This is a genomic window from Streptomyces sp. NPDC050528 (assembly GCF_044457795.1).
Lineage (GTDB): Bacteria > Actinomycetota > Actinomycetes > Streptomycetales > Streptomycetaceae > Streptomyces.
Genome location: NZ_JBITHH010000002.1, coordinates 537,306 through 557,367 on the forward strand (window position 1 = coordinate 537,306; position 20,062 = coordinate 557,367).

20 protein-coding genes are annotated in these 20,062 nt (G+C 69.2%); 9 read left to right on the forward strand and 11 right to left on the reverse strand.

What is annotated here, in order from left to right; translation table 11 throughout:
- Positions 1–90 precede the first annotated feature (90 nt).
- From ACIBK4_RS09725 to coxB, 3 genes are read right to left on the reverse strand one after another with little or no spacing between them, the layout of a single operon-like run.
- A complete protein-coding gene (locus tag ACIBK4_RS09725) occupies positions 91–489 on the reverse strand; it encodes a cytochrome c oxidase subunit 4 (protein WP_366435800.1) in 399 nt (132 codons plus the stop codon).
- Complete coding sequence (gene ctaD / locus ACIBK4_RS09730; RefSeq protein ID WP_366435801.1) at positions 486–2,222, reverse strand: cytochrome c oxidase subunit I; 1,737 nt, start codon at positions 2,220–2,222, stop codon at positions 486–488. The genes ACIBK4_RS09725 and ctaD overlap by 4 nt, the downstream gene beginning before the upstream one ends.
- Positions 2,219–3,178: a cytochrome c oxidase subunit II gene (gene coxB, locus ACIBK4_RS09735; protein ID WP_366435802.1), complete on the reverse strand. Its 960-nt coding sequence runs from the start codon at positions 3,176–3,178 to the stop codon at positions 2,219–2,221. The genes ctaD and coxB overlap by 4 nt, the downstream gene beginning before the upstream one ends.
- A 287-nt stretch (positions 3,179–3,465) precedes the next feature.
- Here coxB and ACIBK4_RS09740 point away from each other — a divergent pair, with 287 nt between their 5' ends.
- Positions 3,466–4,833 carry a cysteine desulfurase/sulfurtransferase TusA family protein gene (locus ACIBK4_RS09740; RefSeq protein ID WP_398993793.1) on the forward strand — a complete coding sequence of 456 codons (1,368 nt, stop codon included), beginning with the start codon at positions 3,466–3,468 and terminating at the stop codon, positions 4,831–4,833.
- A gap of 61 nt (positions 4,834–4,894) precedes the next feature.
- On the opposite strand, the gene ACIBK4_RS09745 is transcribed toward ACIBK4_RS09740, so the two are convergent.
- Positions 4,895–5,869 (reverse strand): carbohydrate kinase family protein, encoded by a 975-nt coding sequence (locus ACIBK4_RS09745; protein ID WP_398993795.1) that lies wholly within the window; start codon positions 5,867–5,869, stop codon positions 4,895–4,897.
- Positions 5,870–6,000: 131 nt separating this feature from the next.
- Here ACIBK4_RS09745 and ACIBK4_RS09750 point away from each other — a divergent pair, with 131 nt between their 5' ends.
- Both ACIBK4_RS09750 and ACIBK4_RS09755 read left to right on the forward strand, forming a co-directional pair.
- Positions 6,001–6,246 carry a hypothetical protein gene (locus ACIBK4_RS09750; RefSeq protein WP_398993797.1) on the forward strand — a complete coding sequence of 82 codons (246 nt, stop codon included), beginning with the start codon at positions 6,001–6,003 and terminating at the stop codon, positions 6,244–6,246.
- A gap of 168 nt (positions 6,247–6,414) precedes the next feature.
- Positions 6,415–8,331, forward strand: coding sequence for a hypothetical protein (locus ACIBK4_RS09755; protein WP_398993799.1), 1,917 nt, complete (start codon positions 6,415–6,417; stop codon positions 8,329–8,331).
- Between the two features lie 146 nt (positions 8,332–8,477).
- On the opposite strand, the gene ACIBK4_RS09760 is transcribed toward ACIBK4_RS09755, so the two are convergent.
- Entirely contained in the window at positions 8,478–8,834 is a 357-nt protein-coding gene (locus ACIBK4_RS09760; RefSeq protein ID WP_019065032.1) for an iron-sulfur cluster assembly accessory protein, read from the reverse strand.
- 296 nt (positions 8,835–9,130) lie between these two features.
- Here ACIBK4_RS09760 and nadA point away from each other — a divergent pair, with 296 nt between their 5' ends.
- Positions 9,131–10,327 carry a quinolinate synthase NadA gene (gene nadA / locus ACIBK4_RS09765; RefSeq protein ID WP_398993801.1) on the forward strand — a complete coding sequence of 399 codons (1,197 nt, stop codon included), beginning with the start codon at positions 9,131–9,133 and terminating at the stop codon, positions 10,325–10,327.
- 10 nt (positions 10,328–10,337) lie between these two features.
- On the opposite strand, the gene ACIBK4_RS09770 is transcribed toward nadA, so the two are convergent.
- From ACIBK4_RS09770 to ACIBK4_RS09785, 4 genes are all read right to left on the reverse strand, one after another.
- Complete coding sequence (locus tag ACIBK4_RS09770; protein WP_033284156.1) at positions 10,338–11,021, reverse strand: response regulator transcription factor; 684 nt, start codon at positions 11,019–11,021, stop codon at positions 10,338–10,340.
- Complete coding sequence (locus ACIBK4_RS09775; RefSeq protein WP_398993804.1) at positions 11,018–12,238, reverse strand: sensor histidine kinase; 1,221 nt, start codon at positions 12,236–12,238, stop codon at positions 11,018–11,020. The genes ACIBK4_RS09770 and ACIBK4_RS09775 overlap by 4 nt, the downstream gene beginning before the upstream one ends.
- Before the next feature lie 350 nt (positions 12,239–12,588).
- Positions 12,589–12,867, reverse strand: a complete 279-nt coding sequence (locus ACIBK4_RS09780; protein ID WP_398993806.1) for a hypothetical protein — start codon at positions 12,865–12,867, stop codon at positions 12,589–12,591.
- Between the two features lie 22 nt (positions 12,868–12,889).
- Positions 12,890–13,684, reverse strand: coding sequence for a PspA/IM30 family protein (locus ACIBK4_RS09785; RefSeq protein WP_398993808.1), 795 nt, complete (start codon positions 13,682–13,684; stop codon positions 12,890–12,892).
- Positions 13,685–14,009: 325 nt separating this feature from the next.
- On the opposite strand from ACIBK4_RS09785, the gene ACIBK4_RS09790 reads away from it, so the two are divergent.
- The 3 genes from ACIBK4_RS09790 to ACIBK4_RS09800 all read left to right on the forward strand — a co-directional run bounded on the left by ACIBK4_RS09790 (position 14,010) and on the right by ACIBK4_RS09800 (position 16,526).
- Positions 14,010–14,561: a DUF3043 domain-containing protein gene (locus ACIBK4_RS09790; protein WP_398994394.1), complete on the forward strand. Its 552-nt coding sequence runs from the start codon at positions 14,010–14,012 to the stop codon at positions 14,559–14,561.
- Positions 14,562–14,644: 83 nt separating this feature from the next.
- Positions 14,645–15,346, forward strand: a complete 702-nt coding sequence (locus ACIBK4_RS09795; protein ID WP_398993811.1) for a class I SAM-dependent methyltransferase — start codon at positions 14,645–14,647, stop codon at positions 15,344–15,346.
- Between the two features lie 79 nt (positions 15,347–15,425).
- A complete protein-coding gene (locus ACIBK4_RS09800; RefSeq protein ID WP_398993813.1) occupies positions 15,426–16,526 on the forward strand; it encodes a S1C family serine protease in 1,101 nt (366 codons plus the stop codon).
- 105 nt (positions 16,527–16,631) lie between these two features.
- Here the strand turns inward: ACIBK4_RS09800 and ACIBK4_RS09805 are convergent, their stop codons facing one another.
- Entirely contained in the window at positions 16,632–16,844 is a 213-nt protein-coding gene (locus ACIBK4_RS09805) for a hypothetical protein (protein ID WP_033284163.1), read from the reverse strand.
- A 209-nt stretch (positions 16,845–17,053) separates the two neighbouring features.
- Between ACIBK4_RS09805 and ACIBK4_RS09810 the strand changes: the two genes are divergently transcribed.
- Entirely contained in the window at positions 17,054–18,256 is a 1,203-nt protein-coding gene (locus tag ACIBK4_RS09810; protein WP_398993815.1) for a bifunctional adenosylcobinamide kinase/adenosylcobinamide-phosphate guanylyltransferase, read from the forward strand.
- On the opposite strand, the gene ACIBK4_RS09815 is transcribed toward ACIBK4_RS09810, so the two are convergent.
- Positions 18,253–18,786 (reverse strand): methyltransferase domain-containing protein, encoded by a 534-nt coding sequence (locus ACIBK4_RS09815; RefSeq protein WP_398993817.1) that lies wholly within the window; start codon positions 18,784–18,786, stop codon positions 18,253–18,255. The genes ACIBK4_RS09810 and ACIBK4_RS09815 overlap by 4 nt on opposite strands.
- 138 nt (positions 18,787–18,924) lie before the next feature.
- Between ACIBK4_RS09815 and cobT the strand changes: the two genes are divergently transcribed.
- Positions 18,925–20,055 (forward strand): nicotinate-nucleotide--dimethylbenzimidazole phosphoribosyltransferase, encoded by a 1,131-nt coding sequence (gene cobT, locus ACIBK4_RS09820; protein ID WP_398993819.1) that lies wholly within the window; start codon positions 18,925–18,927, stop codon positions 20,053–20,055.
- Positions 20,056–20,062 lie beyond the last annotated feature (7 nt).

Consider the following 20,062-nt stretch of genomic DNA (forward strand, 5'->3'; position numbering starts at 1 on the left):
GTAACCCGGACGAGGGACCGGCGCTGCGGCAAAAGCACGAGCCCGGACCCTCCTGACGGAGTGTCCGGGCTCGCGGGTGCGCTGCGCGTGCTACTGGGTGCGGTCTTCACCGCGGTAGTACTCGAAGACCCAGCCGTACAGGCCGATCATGATGATCGGGGCGGAGAAGTACAGCAGCCACCAGCCGATCGCGATCGACAGGAAGGCCAGTGCGCCACCGACACCGAGGGCGAGGGGCTGCCAGCTGTGCGGGCTGAAGAAGCCCACCTCGCCGGCCTCGTCCGCGACGTCGGCCTCCTTGTTGTCCTGCGCGAGCGTGTCGATCCGCCGGGCCGTGAAGCCCAGGTAGAAGCCGACCATGATGCACAGGCCGAAGGCCATGAAGAGGGCCGTGGTACCGGCCGCCTCCTTGGACCAGACGCCGTAGACGACGGCCATGACCAGCACGAAGACGGCCAGCCACATGAACATCCTGCCCTGGACCTTCACTTGCCCGCCTCCTTGCCGCCGGCGAGGGCCTTGTCACCGTGGTGCGCGTTCTCGAGCTGGTCGAGCGCGGCGATCTCCGGGTGGTGCAGGTCGAACGCCGGGGATTCGCTGCGGATCCGCGGCAGGGTGAGGAAGTTGTGCCGCGGCGGCGGGCAGGACGTCGCCCATTCGAGCGAACGGCCGTAGCCCCACGGGTCGTCGACCTCGACCTTCTTGCCGTACTTCGCCGTCTTCCACACGTTGTAGAGGAACGGCAGGATCGACAGGCCGAGCAGGAAGGAGCTGATCGTCGAGATCGTGTTCAGGGCGGTGAAGCCGTCGGCCGCGAGGTAGTCCGCGTAACGACGGGGCATGCCCTCGGCACCCAGCCAGTGCTGGACCAGGAAGGTGCCGTGGAAGCCGATGAACAGCGTCCAGAAGGTGATCTTGCCCAGGCGCTCGTCGAGCATCTTGCCGGTCATCTTCGGCCACCAGAAGTGGAAGCCGGAGAACATCGCGAACACGACGGTGCCGAAGACCACGTAGTGGAAGTGGGCGACGACGAAGTACGAGTCCGAGACGTGGAAGTCCATCGGCGGCGAGGCCAGGATGACACCGGTCAGACCACCGAAGGTGAAGGTGATCAGGAAGCCGGTGGCCCAGAGCATCGGGGTCTCGAAACTCAAGGACCCCTTCCACATCGTTCCGATCCAGTTGAAGAACTTCACGCCTGTTGGCACGGCGATGAGGAACGTCATGAAGGAGAAGAACGGCAGCAGCACCCCGCCGGTGACGTACATGTGGTGCGCCCACACGGTCACGGACAGACCGGCGATGGAGATCGTGGCCGCGACCAGTCCCATGTAGCCGAACATCGGCTTGCGGGAGAAGACCGGGATGACCTCGGAGATGATGCCGAAGAACGGCAGCGCGATGATGTACACCTCTGGATGGCCGAAGAACCAGAAGAGGTGTTGCCACAGCAATGCCCCGCCGTTCGCGGCATCGAAGACATGTGCCCCGAATTTCCGATCCGCCTCCAGCGCGAAGAGCGCGGCGGCGAGAACCGGGAAGGCCAGCAGGACCAGGACGGCGGTCAGCAGCACGTTCCACACGAAGATCGGCATGCGGAACATCGTCATGCCCGGTGCGCGCATGCAGATGATCGTGGTGATGAAGTTGACCGCACCGAGGATCGTGCCGAAGCCGGAGAAGGCCAGACCCATGATCCACATGTCGGCGCCGATGCCCGGCGAACGGACCGCGTCCGACAGCGGGCTGTAGGCGAACCAGCCGAAGTCGGCCGCACCCTGCGGGGTGAGGAAGCCGCCGACCGCGATGGTCGAGCCGAACAGGTAGAGCCAGTAGGCGAACATGTTCAGCCGCGGGAACGCCACGTCGGGCGCGCCGATCTGCAGCGGCATGATCCAGTTCGTGAAACCGGCGAACAGGGGCGTCGCGAACATCAGCAGCATGATCGTGCCGTGCATCGTGAACGCCTGGTTGAACTGCTCGTTCGACAGGATCTGCAGACCCGGCCGGGCCAGCTCGGCGCGCATCAGCAGCGCCATGACGCCGCCGATCAGGAAGAACGCGAACGACGTGACCAGATACAGCGTGCCGATCGTCTTGTGGTCGGTGGTGGTGAGCCACTTGATCACGACGTTACCGGGTTGCTTGCGCCTTACCGGCAGCTCGTCCGCGTAGTGGGACTCTGCTGCCGCGGCACCCTGAGGTTCGTTGAGGATGCTCACAGGTTGTTCGTCTCCCGGTTCTTCTCGTGGCTCGTCTGCGCGATGCCAGCGGGGATGTAACCGGTCTGCCCCTTCTTGGCGAGGTCCTTGAGGTGCTGCTGGTAACGCTCCGGCGAGACGACCTTCACGTTGAACAGCATCCGGGAGTGGTCGACGCCGCAGAGCTCGGCGCACTTGCCGAGGTAGGTGCCCTCCTTGTTGGGGGTCACCTGGAAGGAGTTGGTGTGACCCGGGACGACGTCCATCTTCATCAGGAACGGCACCACCCAGAAGTCGTGGATGACGTCACGTGAGGTGAGGACGAAGCGGACCGTCTCCCCCTTGGGGAGCCAGAGGGTCGGACCCGGGTTGCCCGTCTGCGGGTTCTTCGAGGCGGGCGTACCGACGTCGTAGACACCGCCGGCGTTCGCCGGGAACTGCTTCTTGAACCGGTCCGGAATCGCGGCCAGGTTCTTGTCGGTCGTCGCGTCGCCGCTGACACCGTCGACGTTCTCGATGTAGTTGAAGCCCCAGCTCCACTGGAAGCCGACGACGTTGACCGTCACGTCGGGCTTCTTGTCGAGGCTCAGGAGCTTCGTCTCATCGCGGGCCGTGAAGTAGAAGAGGACCGAGACGATGATGAGCGGAACAACCGTGTACAGCGCCTCGATGGGCATGTTGTACCGGGTCTGCGGGGGGATCTCGACCTTGGTGCGGCTGCGCCTGTGGAACATGACGCTCCACATGATCAGGGCCCACACCAGGACGCCGACCGCGAGCGCGGCAGCCCAGGATCCCTGCCACAGGGAGAGGATCCGCGGACCCTCCTCCGTGGTCGGGGTGGGGAAACCAAGGCGAGGGAAGTCCTTGGATGTGCAACCGGTCGCGGTCGCCAGGACCAGGCCCGCAGTCATTGCCTGCAGCAGCTTCCGCCGCATCGGGCGCCGCGGCGAGCGGTCGGAGCCGTTGGGACTCACGTAGCGCCTTCCCGAGAGTCTCGCCCGCGCGGATTGGCTGCGGCCTGCCTTCACGCGGGTCGGTCGCCGCCCTGCGTCGGGCAGGGGTTTGGATGTTTATGCGGACCAAACCCTAGCCGACGCCCTCCGGGGGTTCGCGGGGAGGGTGGCATACGCGCCGCCCGTTACTCCTTGCGCCTAATAGCTCGGGGGTTCAGGTGATTTGGGCGGGTGCGGCGTGCGTTGTGGTTGCTCGCGCAGTTCCCCGCGCCCCTATGGAAAGCTCGCGTCCGTTTTAACGTTGCCGTGTGTCCTACTTTGATGCCGCCTCCGGCCATCCCCTTCATCCCGTCGCTCGGCAGGCGCTGTTGGCGTCTTTGGACGAGGGGTGGGCGGACCCTGCCCGGTTGTACCGGGAGGGGCGCAAGGCGCGGTTGCTGTTGGACGCCGCGCGGGAGGCCGCCGCCGAGGCCGTCGGGTGCCGGGCCGATGAGCTGGTGTTCACCACCTCGGGTACTCGGGCCGTGCACACGGGAATTACGGGGGCTCTGGCGGGGCGGCGGCGCGTCGGGCGTCACCTGATCGTGTCAGCGGTTGAACACTCTTCCGTGCTCCATTCGGCCGAGGCGCTCGTCGCGGAGGGCGGTTCGTCCACCGAGGTGCCGGTGGACCGTACGGGCGCGGTGAGTGTGGCGGCCTACGCCGACTCCCTCCGCTCGGACACCGCGCTGGCCTGCCTCCAGTCGGCCAACCACGAGGTGGGCACGGTCCAGCCGGTCGCCGAGGTGGCCGAGGCGTGCCGGGCGGTCGGGGTGCCGTTGCTGGTCGACGCGGCGCAGTCGCTGGGCTGGGGCCCGGTCGAGGGCGCGTGGTCGCTGCTCACGGCGAGCGCGCACAAGTGGGGCGGCCCGGCCGGCGTCGGCCTGCTGGCGGTACGCAAGGGCGTGCGCTTCGCACCCCAAGGTCCGCTCGACGAACGGGAGTCGGGCCGCTCCCCCGGCTTCGAGAACATCCCCGCCGTGGTCGCCGCGGCCGCCTCGCTCCGCGCGGTCCGCACGGAGGCGACCCAGGAAGCGCTACGGCTACGGGAACTGACGGAGCGGATCCGCACCCGGGTGCCGCGACTGGTTCCGGGCGTGGACGTGGTCGGCGATCCGGTGCGCCGCCTGCCCGGGATCGTCACCTTCTCCTGCCTCTACGTCGACGGAGAGACCCTCCTCCACGAACTGGACCGCGCCGGCTTCTCCGTCTCCTCCGGCTCGTCCTGCACGAGCAGCACGCTGACGCCCAGCCATGTGCTCAAGGCGATGGGGGTGCTGAGTGAGGGGAATGTGCGGGTGTCGTTGCCACAGGGGGCGACGGAGGAGGACGTCGAACGCTTCCTAGCCGTGCTGCCGGGGGCGGTGGCGGAAGTCCGGGAGAAGCTGGGAGCACAGGCGCCGCTGACGGCCGTAGAAGAGAACGTCCTCGTCGTGGACGCCCTCGGCAAACGCTGCCCGATCCCGGTGATCGAGCTGGCGAAGGTCATCGGCGATGTGCCGATCGGCGGCATGGTCAGAGTCCTGTCCGACGACGAGGCGGCGAGACTCGACATCCCGGCATGGTGCGAGATGCGGGCCCAGGAGTACATCGGCGAGGAGGAAGGCCCGGCGTACCTGATCCGCCGGGTAAGTTGAGCGCCCCTTTAGGGGCGCGGGGAACTGCGCGACCAGCCCCCACGCGCCAGCAGACAACAAATCAGCCGAGATGCCCCCGCACTTCAGCCGCAGCATCATGCCCATAAGCCTTGGTGAACCGGTCCATGAAGTGCACCCGCCGCAACTGGTACTCCTGCGTGCCCACCGTCTCGATGACGAGAGTCGCCAGCATGCAACCCACCTGCGCCGCCCGCTCCAAAGAAACCCCCCACGCCAGCCCCGAGAGGAACCCCGCCCGGAACGCGTCGCCGACCCCCGTGGGATCAGCCTTCCGCTCCTCCTCCGCACACCCGACCTCGATCGGGTCCATACCGACCTTCTCGATACGAACGCCGCGCGAGCCGAGCGTGGTGACCCGGTGACCGACCTTGGCCAGGATCTCCTCGTCGCTCCAGCCCGTCTTCGACTCGATGAGCCCCTTCTCGTACTCGTTCGAGAAGAGGTACGCCGAGCCCTCCAGCAGGATGCGGATGTTGTCGCCGTCCATGCGCGCGATCTGCTGGGAGAAGTCCGCGGCGAAGGGGATGGACCGGGTCCGGCACTCCTCCGTGTGGCGGAGCATCGCCTCGGGGTCGTCCGCGCCGATGAGGACCAGGTCGAGACCGCCCACGCGGTCGGCGACGGTCTTCAGCTCGATCTGCCGGGCCTCGCTCATCGCGCCGGTGTAGAAGGAGCCGATCTGGTTGTGGTCGGCGTCGGTGGTGCACACGAAGCGCGCGGTGTGCAGCGTCTCGGAGATACGCACCGAGCCGGTGTCGACGCCGTGCCGGTCGAGCCAGTCGCGGTACTCGGCGAAGTCGGAGCCGGCGGCGCCGACCAGGATCGGCGCGGTGCCGAGCTGGCCCATGCCGAAGGCGATGTTGGCGCCGACGCCGCCCCGGCGTACGTCGAGGTTGTCGACCAGGAAGGAGAGCGACACCGTGTGTAGCTGGTCCGCGACCAGCTGGTCGGCGAAGCGGCCGGGGAAGGTCATGAGGTGGTCGGTGGCGATGGAGCCGGTGACTGCGATGCGCACGGCGAGGACTCTCCTGAGGGAGGCTGCGTTGACACTTCACGCTACCCGGTCCGCGCTACGGCTCTGAAGCGGCCAAAACTACCCGATAGTAGATCTTTCTTCGCGAGGTCAAGCGTGCCTACGGTGCCGCTATGACGAACCTCAAGGTCGAAGGCCCCGTTCCGGTTCATGTTCCGGTTCATGTTCCGGTCCACCTCGAAGGCGAAGGCGAGGCCGATCTCGCGGCGCTGCGCGGCGACTGCGCACGGATGGCTCCCCACTGGACGGTTCCCGACCGGATCGTCTCCCTGCCGGTGTCCCCGTCCCTCATCCACGGCGTGTCGGTGCCGTCGAAGTCCGCCCGGCTGCTGGACGGCATGGCGGAGTACGGCAACTGAGCGGAGTCATTCAGCAGGATCGGCGCGCTCGGGGGAACCGTGCGCTCCCCCGCTGCGTCCCATCGCCGTCCCCCGTAAAGGGGATGCGGGATACGACCCTTCCGCCTGCGCCTTTGACAGGGCCGGGTCAGGGTCAAGGGACAGTTGCGCAGCCGAAGGAGCGATGCGGTGAACACCGAGCGACCCGACAACGACGACACGACCGGCACGTCCGGTGACGTGCGGGGCGTGGGGGACGCCGCGAAGGGCTCCGCCGAGGGGCCCGAGGTCGATGGCAACGGGGCCGGCGGGGACGTGACCGGTGGCGAAACCGGCCGTATGGAAAAGACCGGTTCTACGGCGCCGGGCGCGGAGACGGGTCGCGGGCGGCCGGAGGAGACGGGGTTCAAGGCATCCGACGTAGAAGCCGGCGACCCTGAAGAAGTCGAGTCGGTGGGGTCCGACACGAAAGCCGGCCCTACGGCATCCGACGCCGAGACGGACCGACCGGAAGAAGCCGCCCCCGCGGCATCGGAAGCCGAGGCGGACGACCAGCCAGAAGCCCCCGAGCCCGCCCACCCGGAGCAGCCCGTCTCCACCACCGCCACCGAACTCTCCCTGCACGACCACTCCCCCGAAACCGACGACGACCGGCGCCCCGCCCGATCCAGGTCCCCCCTCGTCATCGCCTCCGTTGCCGCCGCCGTGCTGCTCGTCGGAGGGGGCGGGGCGTATCTCGCCTCGTCCTCGTCCACTTCCGGCGGTTCGGGGGAAGGTACGGGGTCCGCGGCATCCGGTGCCGACGGAACTCCGCCGCCGCTCGCGCTCGACGGGTATTCCACCGGGGGTACGAGTGGGATCGCGTCCGGGGAGCCGAATCCGTACGGGGAGACGTACCGGGCCGTGGGGAGTCTGCCCGACGGGCCGAAGTCCGCGGCCGTCTACGCGCCCGAGGGTGAGGTCACCAAGGACGCGGTGAGCCGGCTCGCCAGGGCGCTCGGGGTCGCGGGGACGCCGGTGGCCGAGGGGCAGCTCTGGAAGGTGGGCGGGCAGGACGGTACCGGGCCGAGTCTGCAGGTGAACAAGGCGGCGCCGGGCATGTGGACGTTCAACCGCTACGCACCCGGCACCGACGACTGCACCGGCAGCACCACGTGCCGGAAGGACCCGGCCGCTCCCGCGGTCGACCCGGTGAGTGTCGCCGTCGCGAAGAAGGCCGCCGCCCCGATCCTCAAGGCCGTGGACCAGGACGACGCGAAGGTCGACGCGAGCCAACTCATGGGCGCGCAGCGGGTCGTGAACGCCGAGCCGGTCATCGGCGGGCTGCCGACGCAAGGGTGGACCACCGGGCTGACCGTCAGCGCGCAGGGTGAAGTGGTCGGCGGGAGCGGGGAGTTGGCGACGCCGGAGAAGGGCGACGTCTATCCCGTGCTGAGCGCCCAGAAGACGCTGGACCTGATGAACGCGGCGCCGAGGACGGATCACCGTATGGGCATCGGCGGTTGCGCCAGTCCCGTACCGCTGAAGGACCGGCTGGAGGCGCCCTGCGGACAGGCCACCGACGCCGCCTCCGCCTCCGCCTCCGCCACGCCCACGCAGGCCGCGACCGCCGTCGAGCACGCGGTGTTCGGGCTCGCCGTGCACTCCGTGGACGGGAAGCAGACGCTGGTGCCGTCGTGGCTGTTCGAGACGCGGCAGGCGGGTGGGCAGGACACCTTCACGGTGACGTATCCGGCGATCGACCCGAAGTATCTGGCCTCGGCCAACACGCCCACTCCTACGGCGAGTTCGTCGTCGACGGCGGCACCGCACAGCGTCAAGGCGGACGGTTACACGACCGACGGGAAGAGCCTCACCGTGGCCTTCACCGGCGGGGTGTGCGCCGACTACAAGACGTCGGCCGTGGAGAGTTCGGGCGAGGTGACGGTCACGGTGACCGCGACTCCCTGGCCGGACAAGATCTGCGTGATGATCGCCAAGGTCTACCACCAGACCGTGGAGTTGAAGGCGCCGGTCGGCGACCGGAAGGTCATGGGGTCGGACGGCAAGGCGATCCCCGTGGAGAAGCGGGTGGAGGTCGGGGCAGGACCCTCACTGGCCCGGTAGCAAGGCCGGGTAGCCAGGTCGGGTCCCGGCAGCAAGGCCGGGTGACGACGATCGCACGGGTACCCGAAAAGCCCGAAGGCGGCGGCCCTGTCGGAGGGGGCCGCCGCCTTCGCTCTGCTCAGTCGCCCAACGGGGCACGAGCGGATTTAGCTGAACGAGTCGCCACAGGCGCAGGAGCCCGTCGCGTTCGGGTTGTCGATCGTGAAGCCCTGCTTCTCGATGGTGTCGACGAAGTCGATGGAGGCGCCGCCCAGGTAGGGGGCGCTCATGCGGTCGGTGACGACCTTGACGCCGCCGAAGTCCTTGACGACATCGCCGTCGAGGGAGCGCTCGTCGAAGAAGAGCTGGTAACGCAGGCCCGAGCAGCCGCCGGGCTGGACGGCGACACGCAGGGCCAGATCCTCACGGCCTTCCTGGTCGAGCAGGGCCTTGACCTTCGCCGCGGCGGCGTCGGACAGAAGGATGCCGTCGGTGACGGTGCTGGTCTCGTCCGATACGGACATCTACATCTCTCCCGGGTTGTACGGAGACTGCTTGCCGACATTTCAACCGGCGTGGCCGCGGATTCATTCCGGGCCGGGTGGCGTTCTTTTCGCCTGTATCTCTTCTGCTCTCCCTTCCATGCTCGCACACACCCGCAAGGTCCCTCGCTGGGCGCGTACCGGGATTGATGTCACATCGACGTTATGGGCATCGTCAAAGTGACGTGAAGCAGTTATGATAGATAACGTCAATTCGACGAAAAGGGCCGACTTCCCAACAGGCCGGCCCAGCCCGCAGAACAGAAAGGGTGCGTGTCGTGACCACCGCCCAGACCCAGGAGCTCGACGTTCAGCCGACGCCCCTCGCCCTGCTCCTCCTCGGCCGTGAGGCCGACCCGAGCAGCGAGCGCGGCGTCGAGTGCCCCGGTGACCTGCCCTCGCCGTCCGACCCGGACCTGGTCGAGCGGGCCCGCGCCGCCAAGGAGAAGCTCGGCGACAAGGTCTTCGTGCTCGGCCACCACTACCAGCGCGACGAGGTCATCCAGTTCGCCGACGTCACGGGCGACTCCTTCAAGCTGGCCCGGGACGCGGCCGCGCGCCCGGAGGCCGAGTACATCGTGTTCTGCGGTGTGCACTTCATGGCGGAGTCCGCGGACATCCTGACCGGCGACGACCAGAAGGTCGTCCTCCCCGATCTCGCGGCCGGCTGCTCGATGGCGGACATGGCCACCGCCGAGCAGGTCGCCGAGTGCTGGGACGTGCTGACCGAGGCCGGGATAGCCGAGCAGGTCGTGCCCGTGTCGTACATGAACTCGTCCGCCGACATCAAGGCGTTCACGGGCAAGCACGGCGGCACGATCTGTACGTCGTCGAACGCCGAGCGGGCCCTGAACTGGGCCTTCGAGCAGGGCGAACCCAATTCCACCAAGGTCCTGTTCCTGCCGGACCAGCACCTGGGCCGCAACACGGCGGTCCGCGACCTGGGCATGAGCCTCGAAGACTGCGTCCTCTACAACCCGCACAAGCCCAACGGGGGCCTCACCGTTGAGCAGTTGAGGGCCGCGAAGATGATCCTGTGGCGCGGCCACTGCTCGGTGCACGGCCGTTTCTCGCTGGAGTCGGTCGAGGACGTCCGCGCCCGCATCCCCGGTGTCAACGTCCTCGTGCACCCCGAGTGCAAGCACGAGGTCGTGAGCGCGGCGGACTACGTCGGCTCAACGGAGTACATCATCAAGGCACTTGAGGCGGCCCCGGCCGGTTCGAAGTGGGCCATCGGTACGGAGCTGAACCTGGTCCGCCGGCTCGCGAACCGTTTCGCGCCCGAGGGCAAGGAGATCGTCTTCCTCGACAAGACGGTCTGCTTCTGCTCGACGATGAACCGCATCGACCTCCCCCACCTGGTCTGGACCCTGGAGTCCCTCGCCGAGGGCAACCTGGTCAACCGCATCGAGGTGGACCAGGAGACGGAGGCGTTCGCCAAGCTGGCGCTGGAGCGGATGCTGGCGCTGCCGTAGGCCTGCCGGGTCATTCCACCCGCGGGCGGACCAGGCCCGACTCGTAGGCGATGACGACGAGTTGGGCCCGGTCGCGGGCGCCGAGTTTGGACATGGCTCGGTTGACGTGGGTCTTCACCGTCAGGGGGCTGACCTCCAGGCGTTCGGCGATCTCGTCGTTCGAGAGGCCGCCGGCGACCTGGACGAGGACCTCGCGTTCGCGGACGGTGAGGGCTTCGAGGCGTTCGGCGCGGGCCGGGTCGCGGTCGTCGTCCAGGTCGCCCTGGGCGAGGAAGCGGGCGATCAGACCCTTCGTCGCCACCGGGGAGAGCAGTGCCTCGCCGGCCGCCGCGACCCTGATCGCGCTGAGGAGTTCCTCGGGTTCCGAGCCCTTGCCCAGGAAGCCGGACGCGCCCGCGCGCAGGGACTGGACCACGTAGTCGTCGACCTCGAAGGTCGTCAGTATGACCACGCGGACGTGGGCCAGGGACGGGTCCGCGCTGATCATGCGGGTCGCGGCGAGGCCGTCCGTGCCGGGCATGCGAATGTCCATCAGCACGACGTCGGCCCGCTCCTCCTTCGCCAGCCGTACGGCCTGAGCGCCGTCCGAGGCCTCTCCTACGACCTCCATGTCGGGCTCCGAGTCGACGAGTACGCGGAAGGCGCTGCGCAGCAGGGCCTGGTCGTCGGCGAGCAGGACACGGATCGTCGTCATACGGGGTCCCCCGAGGCGCGTGGGCGGGTCTTGACCGGCAGGATCGCATGGACGCGGAAGCCGCCTCCGTAGCGGGGACCGGTGGTGAGGGTGCCGCGCAGGGCGGTGACGCGCTCGCGCATGCCGAGCAGGCCGTGGCCGCCGCCGGAGTCGGGGTCGTGGTCCTCACCGGAGCCGTTGTCGAGGACGGTGACCTCCACGTTCGGGCCCACCCGTACGACACTCACCTCCGCCTTCGCCTCCGTACCGGCGTGCTTCTGCACGTTGGTGAGGGCTTCCTGGATGACGCGGTAGGCGGCCAGGTCCACGGCTGCGGGGAGCGTGGTGCCGTTGTCGGCGCGGGCGACCTCCACCTGGAGGCCGGCGTTGCGGAAGGTGCCGGCGAGTTCTTCGAGGCGGTCCAGGCCCGGGGCCGGTTCGGTGGGGGCCTCGGGGTCGCCGGACTGGCGCAACAGGCCGACGGTGGCCCGGAGTTCGTTGAGCGCCGAGCGGCTCGCCTCGCGTACGTGCGCGAGCGCTTCCTTGGCCTGGTCCGGCCGCTTGTCCATGACGTGCGCGGCGACTCCGGCCTGCACGTTGACCAGGGCGATGTGGTGCGCGACCACGTCGTGCAGGTCACGGGCGATCCGCAGGCGCTCCTCGGCGACCCGGCGGCGGGCCTCCTCCTCGCGGGTGCGTTCGGCCCGTTCGGCGCGCTCGCGTATGGCGTGCACGAATTCCTTACGGCTGCGTACGGCGTCGCCGGCGGCGGCCGCCATGCCGGTCCAGGCGAAGATGCCGAGGTTCTCCTGGGCGTACCACGGGAGCGGGCCGCCGAGCATCGCGGCGCCGGTCAGCACGATCATCGTGAGCAGGGCGACGCGCCAGGTCGTCGAGCGGTCGGTGGTGACGGCGACGGTGAACAGCGCGACCACGGCGCACATCGCGACCGGGGCGCGGGGGTCGCTGGTGACGCTCTCGATGAGGGACGCGGTGGCGGTGACGGCGAGCACCAGCATGGGGGCGCGGCGGCGCTTGATCAGCGCGGCGGCGCCGACCACCATCAGGATCAGGCTGAGGGGGTCGGGGGTGCGGATGCCCCAACTGACGCCGTTGTCCCCGTGGGGGTCGACGAAGGACCCGGCGACCATGCACACGAGCACCGCGGCGGCGAGGGCGGCGTCCAGGGCGGACGGGTGCGCCTTCGCTTGGCAGCGGGCTCGGTCGAGGGTGGTCATTCTTGCAACGGTACGGGGTCCCTGCCGGGGGCGGAACGGGGGTCAGCTGTACGTTCGCTGTGCCTGTGCGGGGTGTTGGGGTGGGCGTATCCGGGGGCTGCGCCCCCAGACCCCCGCTTCGGCCCTCAAGGGGCCTCGTCCTCAAACGCCGGACGGGCTGGATATGCGGGCCTGAGCTGAAAAGATGCCGCCACTCCGAGCATCGCCCCCAGCGGGTGGGTGGGGGCTTGGCATGGCGCGGCCTCGTCCTCAAACGCCGGACAGGCTGAGTGATGCCGGCCTGCGCCGAAAAGTGCTCGCCTGTGCAGCACAAGTTGAAGGTGCTCACCTGTACTGCACAAAAGAACCCTCTACCCCGGGATCAAGCCGTCGTCGCTCAGCAGGTCCCGGACCTGTTCCAGGGTTGCGTCCTCTGACGGGAGGATCAGTTCGGAGGGTTCCAGGGAGTCGTCCGGCAAGGGGGCGCCCAGTTCTCGGACCTTTGCCAGGAGGGCCTGGAGGGTTTGGCGGAAGGCTGGGCCGTCGCCGTTCTGGAGTTCCGTCAGGAGGACGTCGTCCAGCTTGTTCAGCTCGGTGAGGTGGCCGTCGGCCAGCCTCACCTGCCCCTCCCCCATGATCCGTACGATCATGTCGCCCTCCTCAGGCGTGGGCCTACTGCTTGTCGAAACGCGGGGTGTCCTGTGACTGCTGGGGCTGCGCCTTGTCGGTGCCGCCTTCGATCGCCTGCTGGGAAGCAGATGAGCCGCCGGCCAGTTCCGCCTTCATGCGCTGGAGTTCCAGCTCTACATCCGTACCACCGGACAGGCGTTCCAGCTCGGCCTGGATGTCGTCCTTGGCCATGCCGGTCGGGTCGTCCAGGGCACCGGAGGCGAGGAGCTCGTCGATCGCGCCGGCTCGGGCCTGGAGCTGCTGGGTCTTGTCCTCGGCACGCTGGATCGCCAGGCCGACGTCGCCCATCTCCTCGGAGATGCCGCTGAAGGCCTCGCCGATCCGGGTCTGTGCCTGGGCCGCCGTGTACGTGGCCTTGATGGTCTCCTTCTTCGTACGGAAGGCGTCCACCTTGGCCTGGAGGCGCTGGGCCGCGAGGGTGAGCTTCTCCTCCTCGCCCTGGAGCGTGGTGTGCTGCGTCTCCAGGTCCGTCACCTGCTGCTGGAGCGCGGCCCGGCGCGAGAGCGCCTCGCGGGCCAGGTCCTCGCGGCCCAGCGCGAGCGCCTTGCGGCCCTGGTCCTCCAGCTTCGAGGACTGCGACTGCAGCTGGTTGAGCTGGAGCTCCAGACGCTTGCGGGAGGTGGCGACGTCGGCCACTCCCCTGCGTACCTTCTGAAGCAGCTCCAGCTGCTTCTGGTACGAGTAATCGAGGGTTTCGCGCGGGTCCTCGGCCCGGTCAAGGGCCTTGTTCGCCTTCGCGCGGAAGATCATCCCCATACGCTTCATGACACCGCTCATGGGCTTCGCGCGCCCCCTTCTGACGGACTCCAGCTCCAGCGACTGCAACAGAACCCACAGTACGGGCCCTGCATCCATTACCGCACTGTTCGGGGACGGATGCGCTCATCCCCAAGGACGACTGACCCCGGTTCTGATCCGGCGTAAGGAGTAGGTGCTCCCCTGGCAGGACCCGCTCATCGCGTCCTTCTCTGTCCCCCTACAGACGAGCGGTGTTGCCGGATCGTTCCCCACCGGGCTGGGGTCCAACCCCATTCACCCCTTACCCTTGGGTTTTGTGTTCCGTAGCCGTTCCAAGGAAGAGAAGGCAGCGCCCACCGACAAGGTGTCGCTGACCGACTCCAAGATGCCCCGAGACCCTCAGGCCCCGAAGGGTCGGCCCACGCCCAAGCGCAGTGAGTCGCAGACTCAGCGCCGCAGCGTCGCCAACACCTCGATGACGCGCAAGGACGCCTCCAAGCGCCAGCGCGACGAGCGCCGTGCGCAGATGGAGCGACAGCGCACCGCGCTGGCCACCGGCGACGAGCGGTATCTGCCCGCTCGTGACAAGGGCCCGGTCCGCAAGTTCGCGCGCGACTACGTGGACTCGCGCATCAACATCGCCGAGTTCTTCCTCCCGCTGGCCGTGGTGATCCTCGTGCTCAGCGTGGTGCGCATCCCCGCGCTGCAGAACATCGCGCTGCTGCTGTGGCTCGTGGTGATCGTGCTGATCGTGGTCGACTCCTTCTGGAGCGCGTTCCGGCTGCGCAAGCTGCTCGCCGAGCGCTTCCCGGGCCAGAACACCAAGGGCACGGTCTGGTACGCCCTCATGCGCTCCCTCCAGATGCGTCGACTCCGGCTGCCGAAGCCGCAGGTCAAGCGCGGAGAGCGGCCCTGAGCACGGATTCCTTCTCCGGGGGCGCGGCGGACGCCTGGCTGAGCAGGCTGGGCGGGCTGCGGAATGTCGTACGACAGGAGCTGGTGGCCCGGCAGCTCGACGAGCAGATAGCCGGCCGGTATCCGGTCGGACAGCGGTTGCGGGTGCTCGACGTCGGGATGGGTCAGGGCACGCAGGCGCTGCGGCTGGCCCGGGCCGGGCATCAGGTGACCGGGCTCGAACAGGAACCGAAGATGGTCGCCGCAGCCCGCGAGGCGCTGTCCGGTGAGCCCGAGGGCATCCGGGAGCGGGTGCGGATCATCGAAGGCGACGGCCGGGACACCGGCGTGCACTTCCTGCCGGGCAGCTTCGACGTCGTGCTCTGTCACGGCGTCCTCATGTACGTCTCCGAGCCCGACCCCCTGCTCGCGGGGCTGGCCCGGATGCTGGCGCCGGGCGGGCTGTTGTCGCTGCTCGTGCGGAACGCCGACGCGCTGGCCATGCGGCCCGGGCTGTCCTGGGACTGGGCGGGCACGGCGGCCGCGTTCGACTCGGTCGCGTACCGCAACCGGCTCGGCATCGACGCGCGGGCGGACCGGCTGGACACCCTGACGGCGACGCTGGCGGGGATCGGGGCACCGCTGCAGGCCTGGTACGGCGTGCGGGTCTTCACCGACACCGCTCCGGAAGGGGCCGAGATCCCGGCCGACGTGGAGCCGCTGCTGGCAGCCGAGGAGCGGGCCGGGCGGACCGATCCGTATCGGGCGGTGGCCGCGCTGCTGCATCTGTGCGGTGTGCGGGGCTGAGCGCGCGCCCCTCCCCCTAGGGGGCCCGTTCGGGTCAGCAGTACAAGCCGGATATTCACCCCAAAGAGACACTCGCGGTATGGACTCCTCCCGTGCCCGTACCCGTACCGTCCGCCCCGCAGTTCTCCGCCCCATGGCTCTTCTCGCCTGTTCGCTCGTGCTGGTCGCCGGGTGTTCCGGTGCTGGGTCCTCGTCCGCCTCCTCGAAGAAGGACGGCTCGACCACGCAGGCCGCCGAGGCCGCCGTACCGATGGCGAGTGGCGATCTGCAGAGCGACTACCTGAAGGTGATCAAGGAGGTCCTGCCGTCGGTCGTGCAGATCCAGGCCAGCAGTGATCTGGGGTCGGGGATCGTGTACGACGACCAGGGGCACATCGTCACCAACGCGCACGTCGTCGGGAACGAGAAGACCTTCAAGGTGACCACCGCGAACAGCGAGGACGTGCTCACCGCCAAGCTCGTCTACTCCTACCCCGAGCAGGACCTGGCCGTCGTCAAGCTGGACAAGGTGCCGGACGGGCTGAAGGCGGCGACCTTCGCGGACTCGTCCAAGGTCGAGGTGGGGCAGATCGTCCTCGCGATGGGCTCGCCGCTCGGACTGTCGTCCAGCGTGACGCAGGGCATCGTGTCGGCGACCGGACGGACCGTCAGCGAGGGCAGCAGCGGGGGCGGTACGGGCGCGACCATCGCCAACATGGTGCAGACCTCGGCGGCGATCAACCCCGGCAACAGCGGGGGTGCGCTGGTGAACCTGAACGGGCAGGTCATCGGTATCCCGACCCTTGCCGCCACCGATCCCGACCTCGGGGGCAGTGCGGCGCCGGGGATCGGGTTCGCGATTCCGTCCTCGATGGTGAAGACGGTCGCCGACCAGATCGTCAAGGACGGCAAGGTCACCGACTCCGGGCGGGCGGCCCTCGGCATCACCGGACGTACGGTCGTCGACGACAGCTACCAGGCCGCCGGGGTCGCCGTCGTCGCGGTGAAGAGCGGCGGGGCCGCCGACAAGGCCGGCATCCAGGCGGGCGACATCATCACGCGGCTCGGTGACACGGACATCACCACGATCACCTCGTTGTCGGAGGCGCTGGCGTCCGACAAGCCCGGGCAGAAGACGTCGGTGACGTACTCGCGGAACGGGGCGTCGAAGAAGGTCGATGTGACGTTGGGCGAGCAGTAGCCCGGCCCGTCTCAGTTCCGTTCAGTTCAGTTCAGTTCAGTTCAGGAACGGGGTGGGGGCGGCCGGGGAAGTACCGGCCGCCCCCACCCGCTTGGTCTACGACGGTTACGCGTCCTCGGCGTGCAGGCTCATCGGGCCGTAGATCTGCGTGCCGTCCTCGAAGAGGAACACCTGGTCCGCGCCGCCCGCGACGAGTTCCTTCCAGATCTCGCCGAGCCAGGACTCCGCGTCGCCCTGTGTGGTGAACTCCTCCGGCGTGACCGCGGGTTCGACCTCGGTCCCGTCGGACTTTTCGAACCGCCAGATCCATGCCGCCATCTACGCCTCCAAAGTCTGAGCGCGTGCAGAACTGAAGCCGGATCTTGATCCGGCTTCAGTGTGCAGCGTATTCGCTCCGCTGGGTTAGTGGGGGTGAGCTGCGGATATTCGGTCGGGTGCGGGTCGGTGGGGCTTCTCGCGCAGTTCCCCGCGCCCCTAGAGGGGGTGCAGGATGGGCATGTTCATCAGTGAGCGGTGAAAATCGATCCGTGGAACTCACTCTGCTCGGCACCGGTGCCCCCGCTGGACTCCCCCGCCCCGACTGTCCCTGTGCGGTCTGTGCCGTGTCGCTCGGGGTGGATGCTCGGGCTGCTACCGCCGTGCTCGTGGACGGGACGTTGTTGCTGGACCTGACGCCCGGGGCTGCCTTTGCCGCTGCTCGGGCGGGGCATTCGCTCGGCGGGGTGCGGCAGGTGCTGTTGTCTCATCCGCATGACGGGCCCGCTGTGGAGGTGCCTGCCGGGTTGCCTCAGCCGGGGCGGGTGCCGGACGGGCGGGAGTTGGCGTTGTTGACGGGGCATCGGGTGCGGGCCGTGGCGATGGATGCGCCCGGTACCGGGTACGCCGTCACCGGGCCCGACGGGCAGCGGGTGTTGTATCTGCCGCCGGGGGGTGCGCCGGCCGGGCTTGAGGAGGGGGCTGTGCCGTCGTACGACATGGTGCTCGCCGATGTCGTGGGACGGCCGGACGCTCTGGCGAAGTTGCGGGCCGTGGGGGCGATGGGGCCCGCCACCGATGTCATCGCCGTGCATCTGGATCACGATGTGGCGCCGGGGGCCGAGTTGGCGCGGCGGCTGGCCGCCGTGGGGGCGCGGGCCGTGCCGGACGGGACGACATTGACCGTGGGGGTGTACGAGGACGTGCCCGATGTGCCGCGGCGGACGCTGGTGCTGGGCGGGGCTCGGTCCGGGAAGTCCGTCGAGGCCGAGCGGCGGCTGGAGGCGTTTCCCGATGTGTTGTATGTCGCTACCGGCGGCTCGCGCAACGGGGACACCGAGTGGGCCTCCCGCGTCTCCACGCACCGCGAGCGGCGGCCGGGGTCGTGGCGTACGGCCGAGACGTGTGACCTGGTGCCGTTGCTGGCGGAGGACGGGCCGCCGTTGCTCATCGACTGTCTGTCGCTGTGGCTGACGGACGTCATGGACTCCGTGGGGGCGTGGGACGACACGGAGTGGGGGGACGGCGGGGAGAAGCAACTCCGGGAGCGGGTACGGGAGTTGACCGCTGCCGTGCGGGCCACCCGGCGGACCCTTGTCGCCGTGTCCAACGAGGTCGGCTCGGGGATCGTGCCGGCGACCGCGTCCGGGCGCCGGTACCGGGACGAGCTGGGGCGGTTGAACGCCGCGATCGCCGGTGAGTGTGAGCACGTGTTGCTGGTGGTCGCCGGGCAGGCGCTCGCGCTACGCGGTTAGGGCTGCGGGTTTCTGCGGGCGATCAGGCGGTGCGGGGGCGGGAGCCGGTCCTGGATGCCCCGATTTTCGGTGACCAACTCGCAGTCGTGGGGCTCCAGTTGGGCGCGCAGGTCGTCCGGGCGGCCTTCCATCAGCAGGAGGCCGCCGGGGCGCAGGACCGTGAGGGCGGCGCGGAGTTCGGCGTCGGGGTCGGGGGCCGGGGAACGGTCGCGCAGGAGGGTCACGACGTCGTAGCGGGACTGGAGGGCGGTCGTGATGTGCGGATCGGTGAGGTGGCCGGCGTAGGCCTCCTCGATGCGTTCGGCGGCGCGGGCGCGGACGACTCGGGGGGTGGGGTCGACGCCGTCGAAGGACGTGTACGGGAAGAGGGCCTTCGCCGTTTCCGGGAAGTGGGCGTCGCCCGTGCCGACGTCGAGCCAGCTCTCCGGTTCGGGGAGGAGCCGCAGGATCGCGCGGGCCAGCACGCGGTGACGGCGGTACGCGTCGAGGGTGCTGACGCGCGTGCTGACGCGGGTGCGCAGGCTGTTCATGGGCGGCTCCCGGAGACGTACGGCAAAACGGTGCAAAACGATACGTACGGGATCTTGATCTTCGGGGCAAGGACGTCGGGGGCGCGTGGTGGCCATGTGGCGCTGTCGCGTTCGATCGCTGCCGGTACTGTTCGGCGAATGAGCTCGCTTAATCTCGACGACTTCACCGATCTGATCGAGCGCCCCGACGGCGGTGTGCGCCGTGACGCAGAGGCGCGCCGCGAACGTCAGATCGTGCCGCCCGGGTCGCTGGGGCGACTCGACGACCTGGGTGAGTGGTTGGCGGCGGCGCAGGGCGCCGTTCCGGTGCGGCCGGTCGAACGGCCGCGTGTGGTGTTGTTCGCGGGCGATCACGGGATCGCCGAACTCGGCGTGTCGGCCCGACCGGCGGGCAGCGCCGGGGAGTTGGTGCGGTCGGTACTGGAGGGCGGCAGCCCGGCGGCGGTGCTCGCGCGGCGGCTCGGGGTGCCGGTGCGGATCGTGGACATGGCCCTGGACTGCGATCCGGACGCGCTGCCGGACGAGGTCGTGAAGCATCGCGTACGGCGAGGCAGCGGGCGTATCGACGTCGAGGACGCGCTGACGTTGGAGGAGGCGACGGCCGCGTTCGAGGCGGGGGTCGCCGTCGCGAACGAGGAGGCCGACTCCGGTACGGATCTGGTGGTCCTCGGCGACGTGAGCGTCGGCGGCACGACGCCGGCCTCCGTGCTGATCGCCGCGCTGTGCGGCACCGATGCCTCCGTCGTCACCGGGCGCGGTGGCCTCGCGATCGACGACCTGGCGTGGATGCGCAAGTGCGCGGCGATCCGGGACGCGCTGCGGCGGGCCCGGCCCGTGCTCGGGGACCAGTTGCAGCTGCTGGCGACGGTGGGCGGCGCCGACCTCGCCGCGATGACCGGGTTCCTGCTGCAGAGTGCCGTACGGAAGCTGCCTGTGATCCTGGACGGCGTCGTGGCCGCCGCGTGCGCGCTGGTGGGTCAGCGGGTCGCGTTCCGGGCACCGGACTGGTGGCTCGCCGGCCAGAGCAGCGGCGAGCCTGGCCAGGCGAAGGCCCTGGACCGGATGGCCCTGGAGCCCCTCCTCGACCACGGCGTGACGGTCGGAGAAGGCGCGGGCGCGCTGCTCGCACTACCGCTGGTGCAGGCCGCGGCGGCGCTGGCGGCCGAACTCCCGCTGAAGCCGGAGGAGTTGGCGGAATCCGCCGAGCCGGAGGAGTCCGCGGAGGACGAGAAGCCGGTCGATCTCGCGGTGGAGAACTCCGAGGAGTGACGGGGCC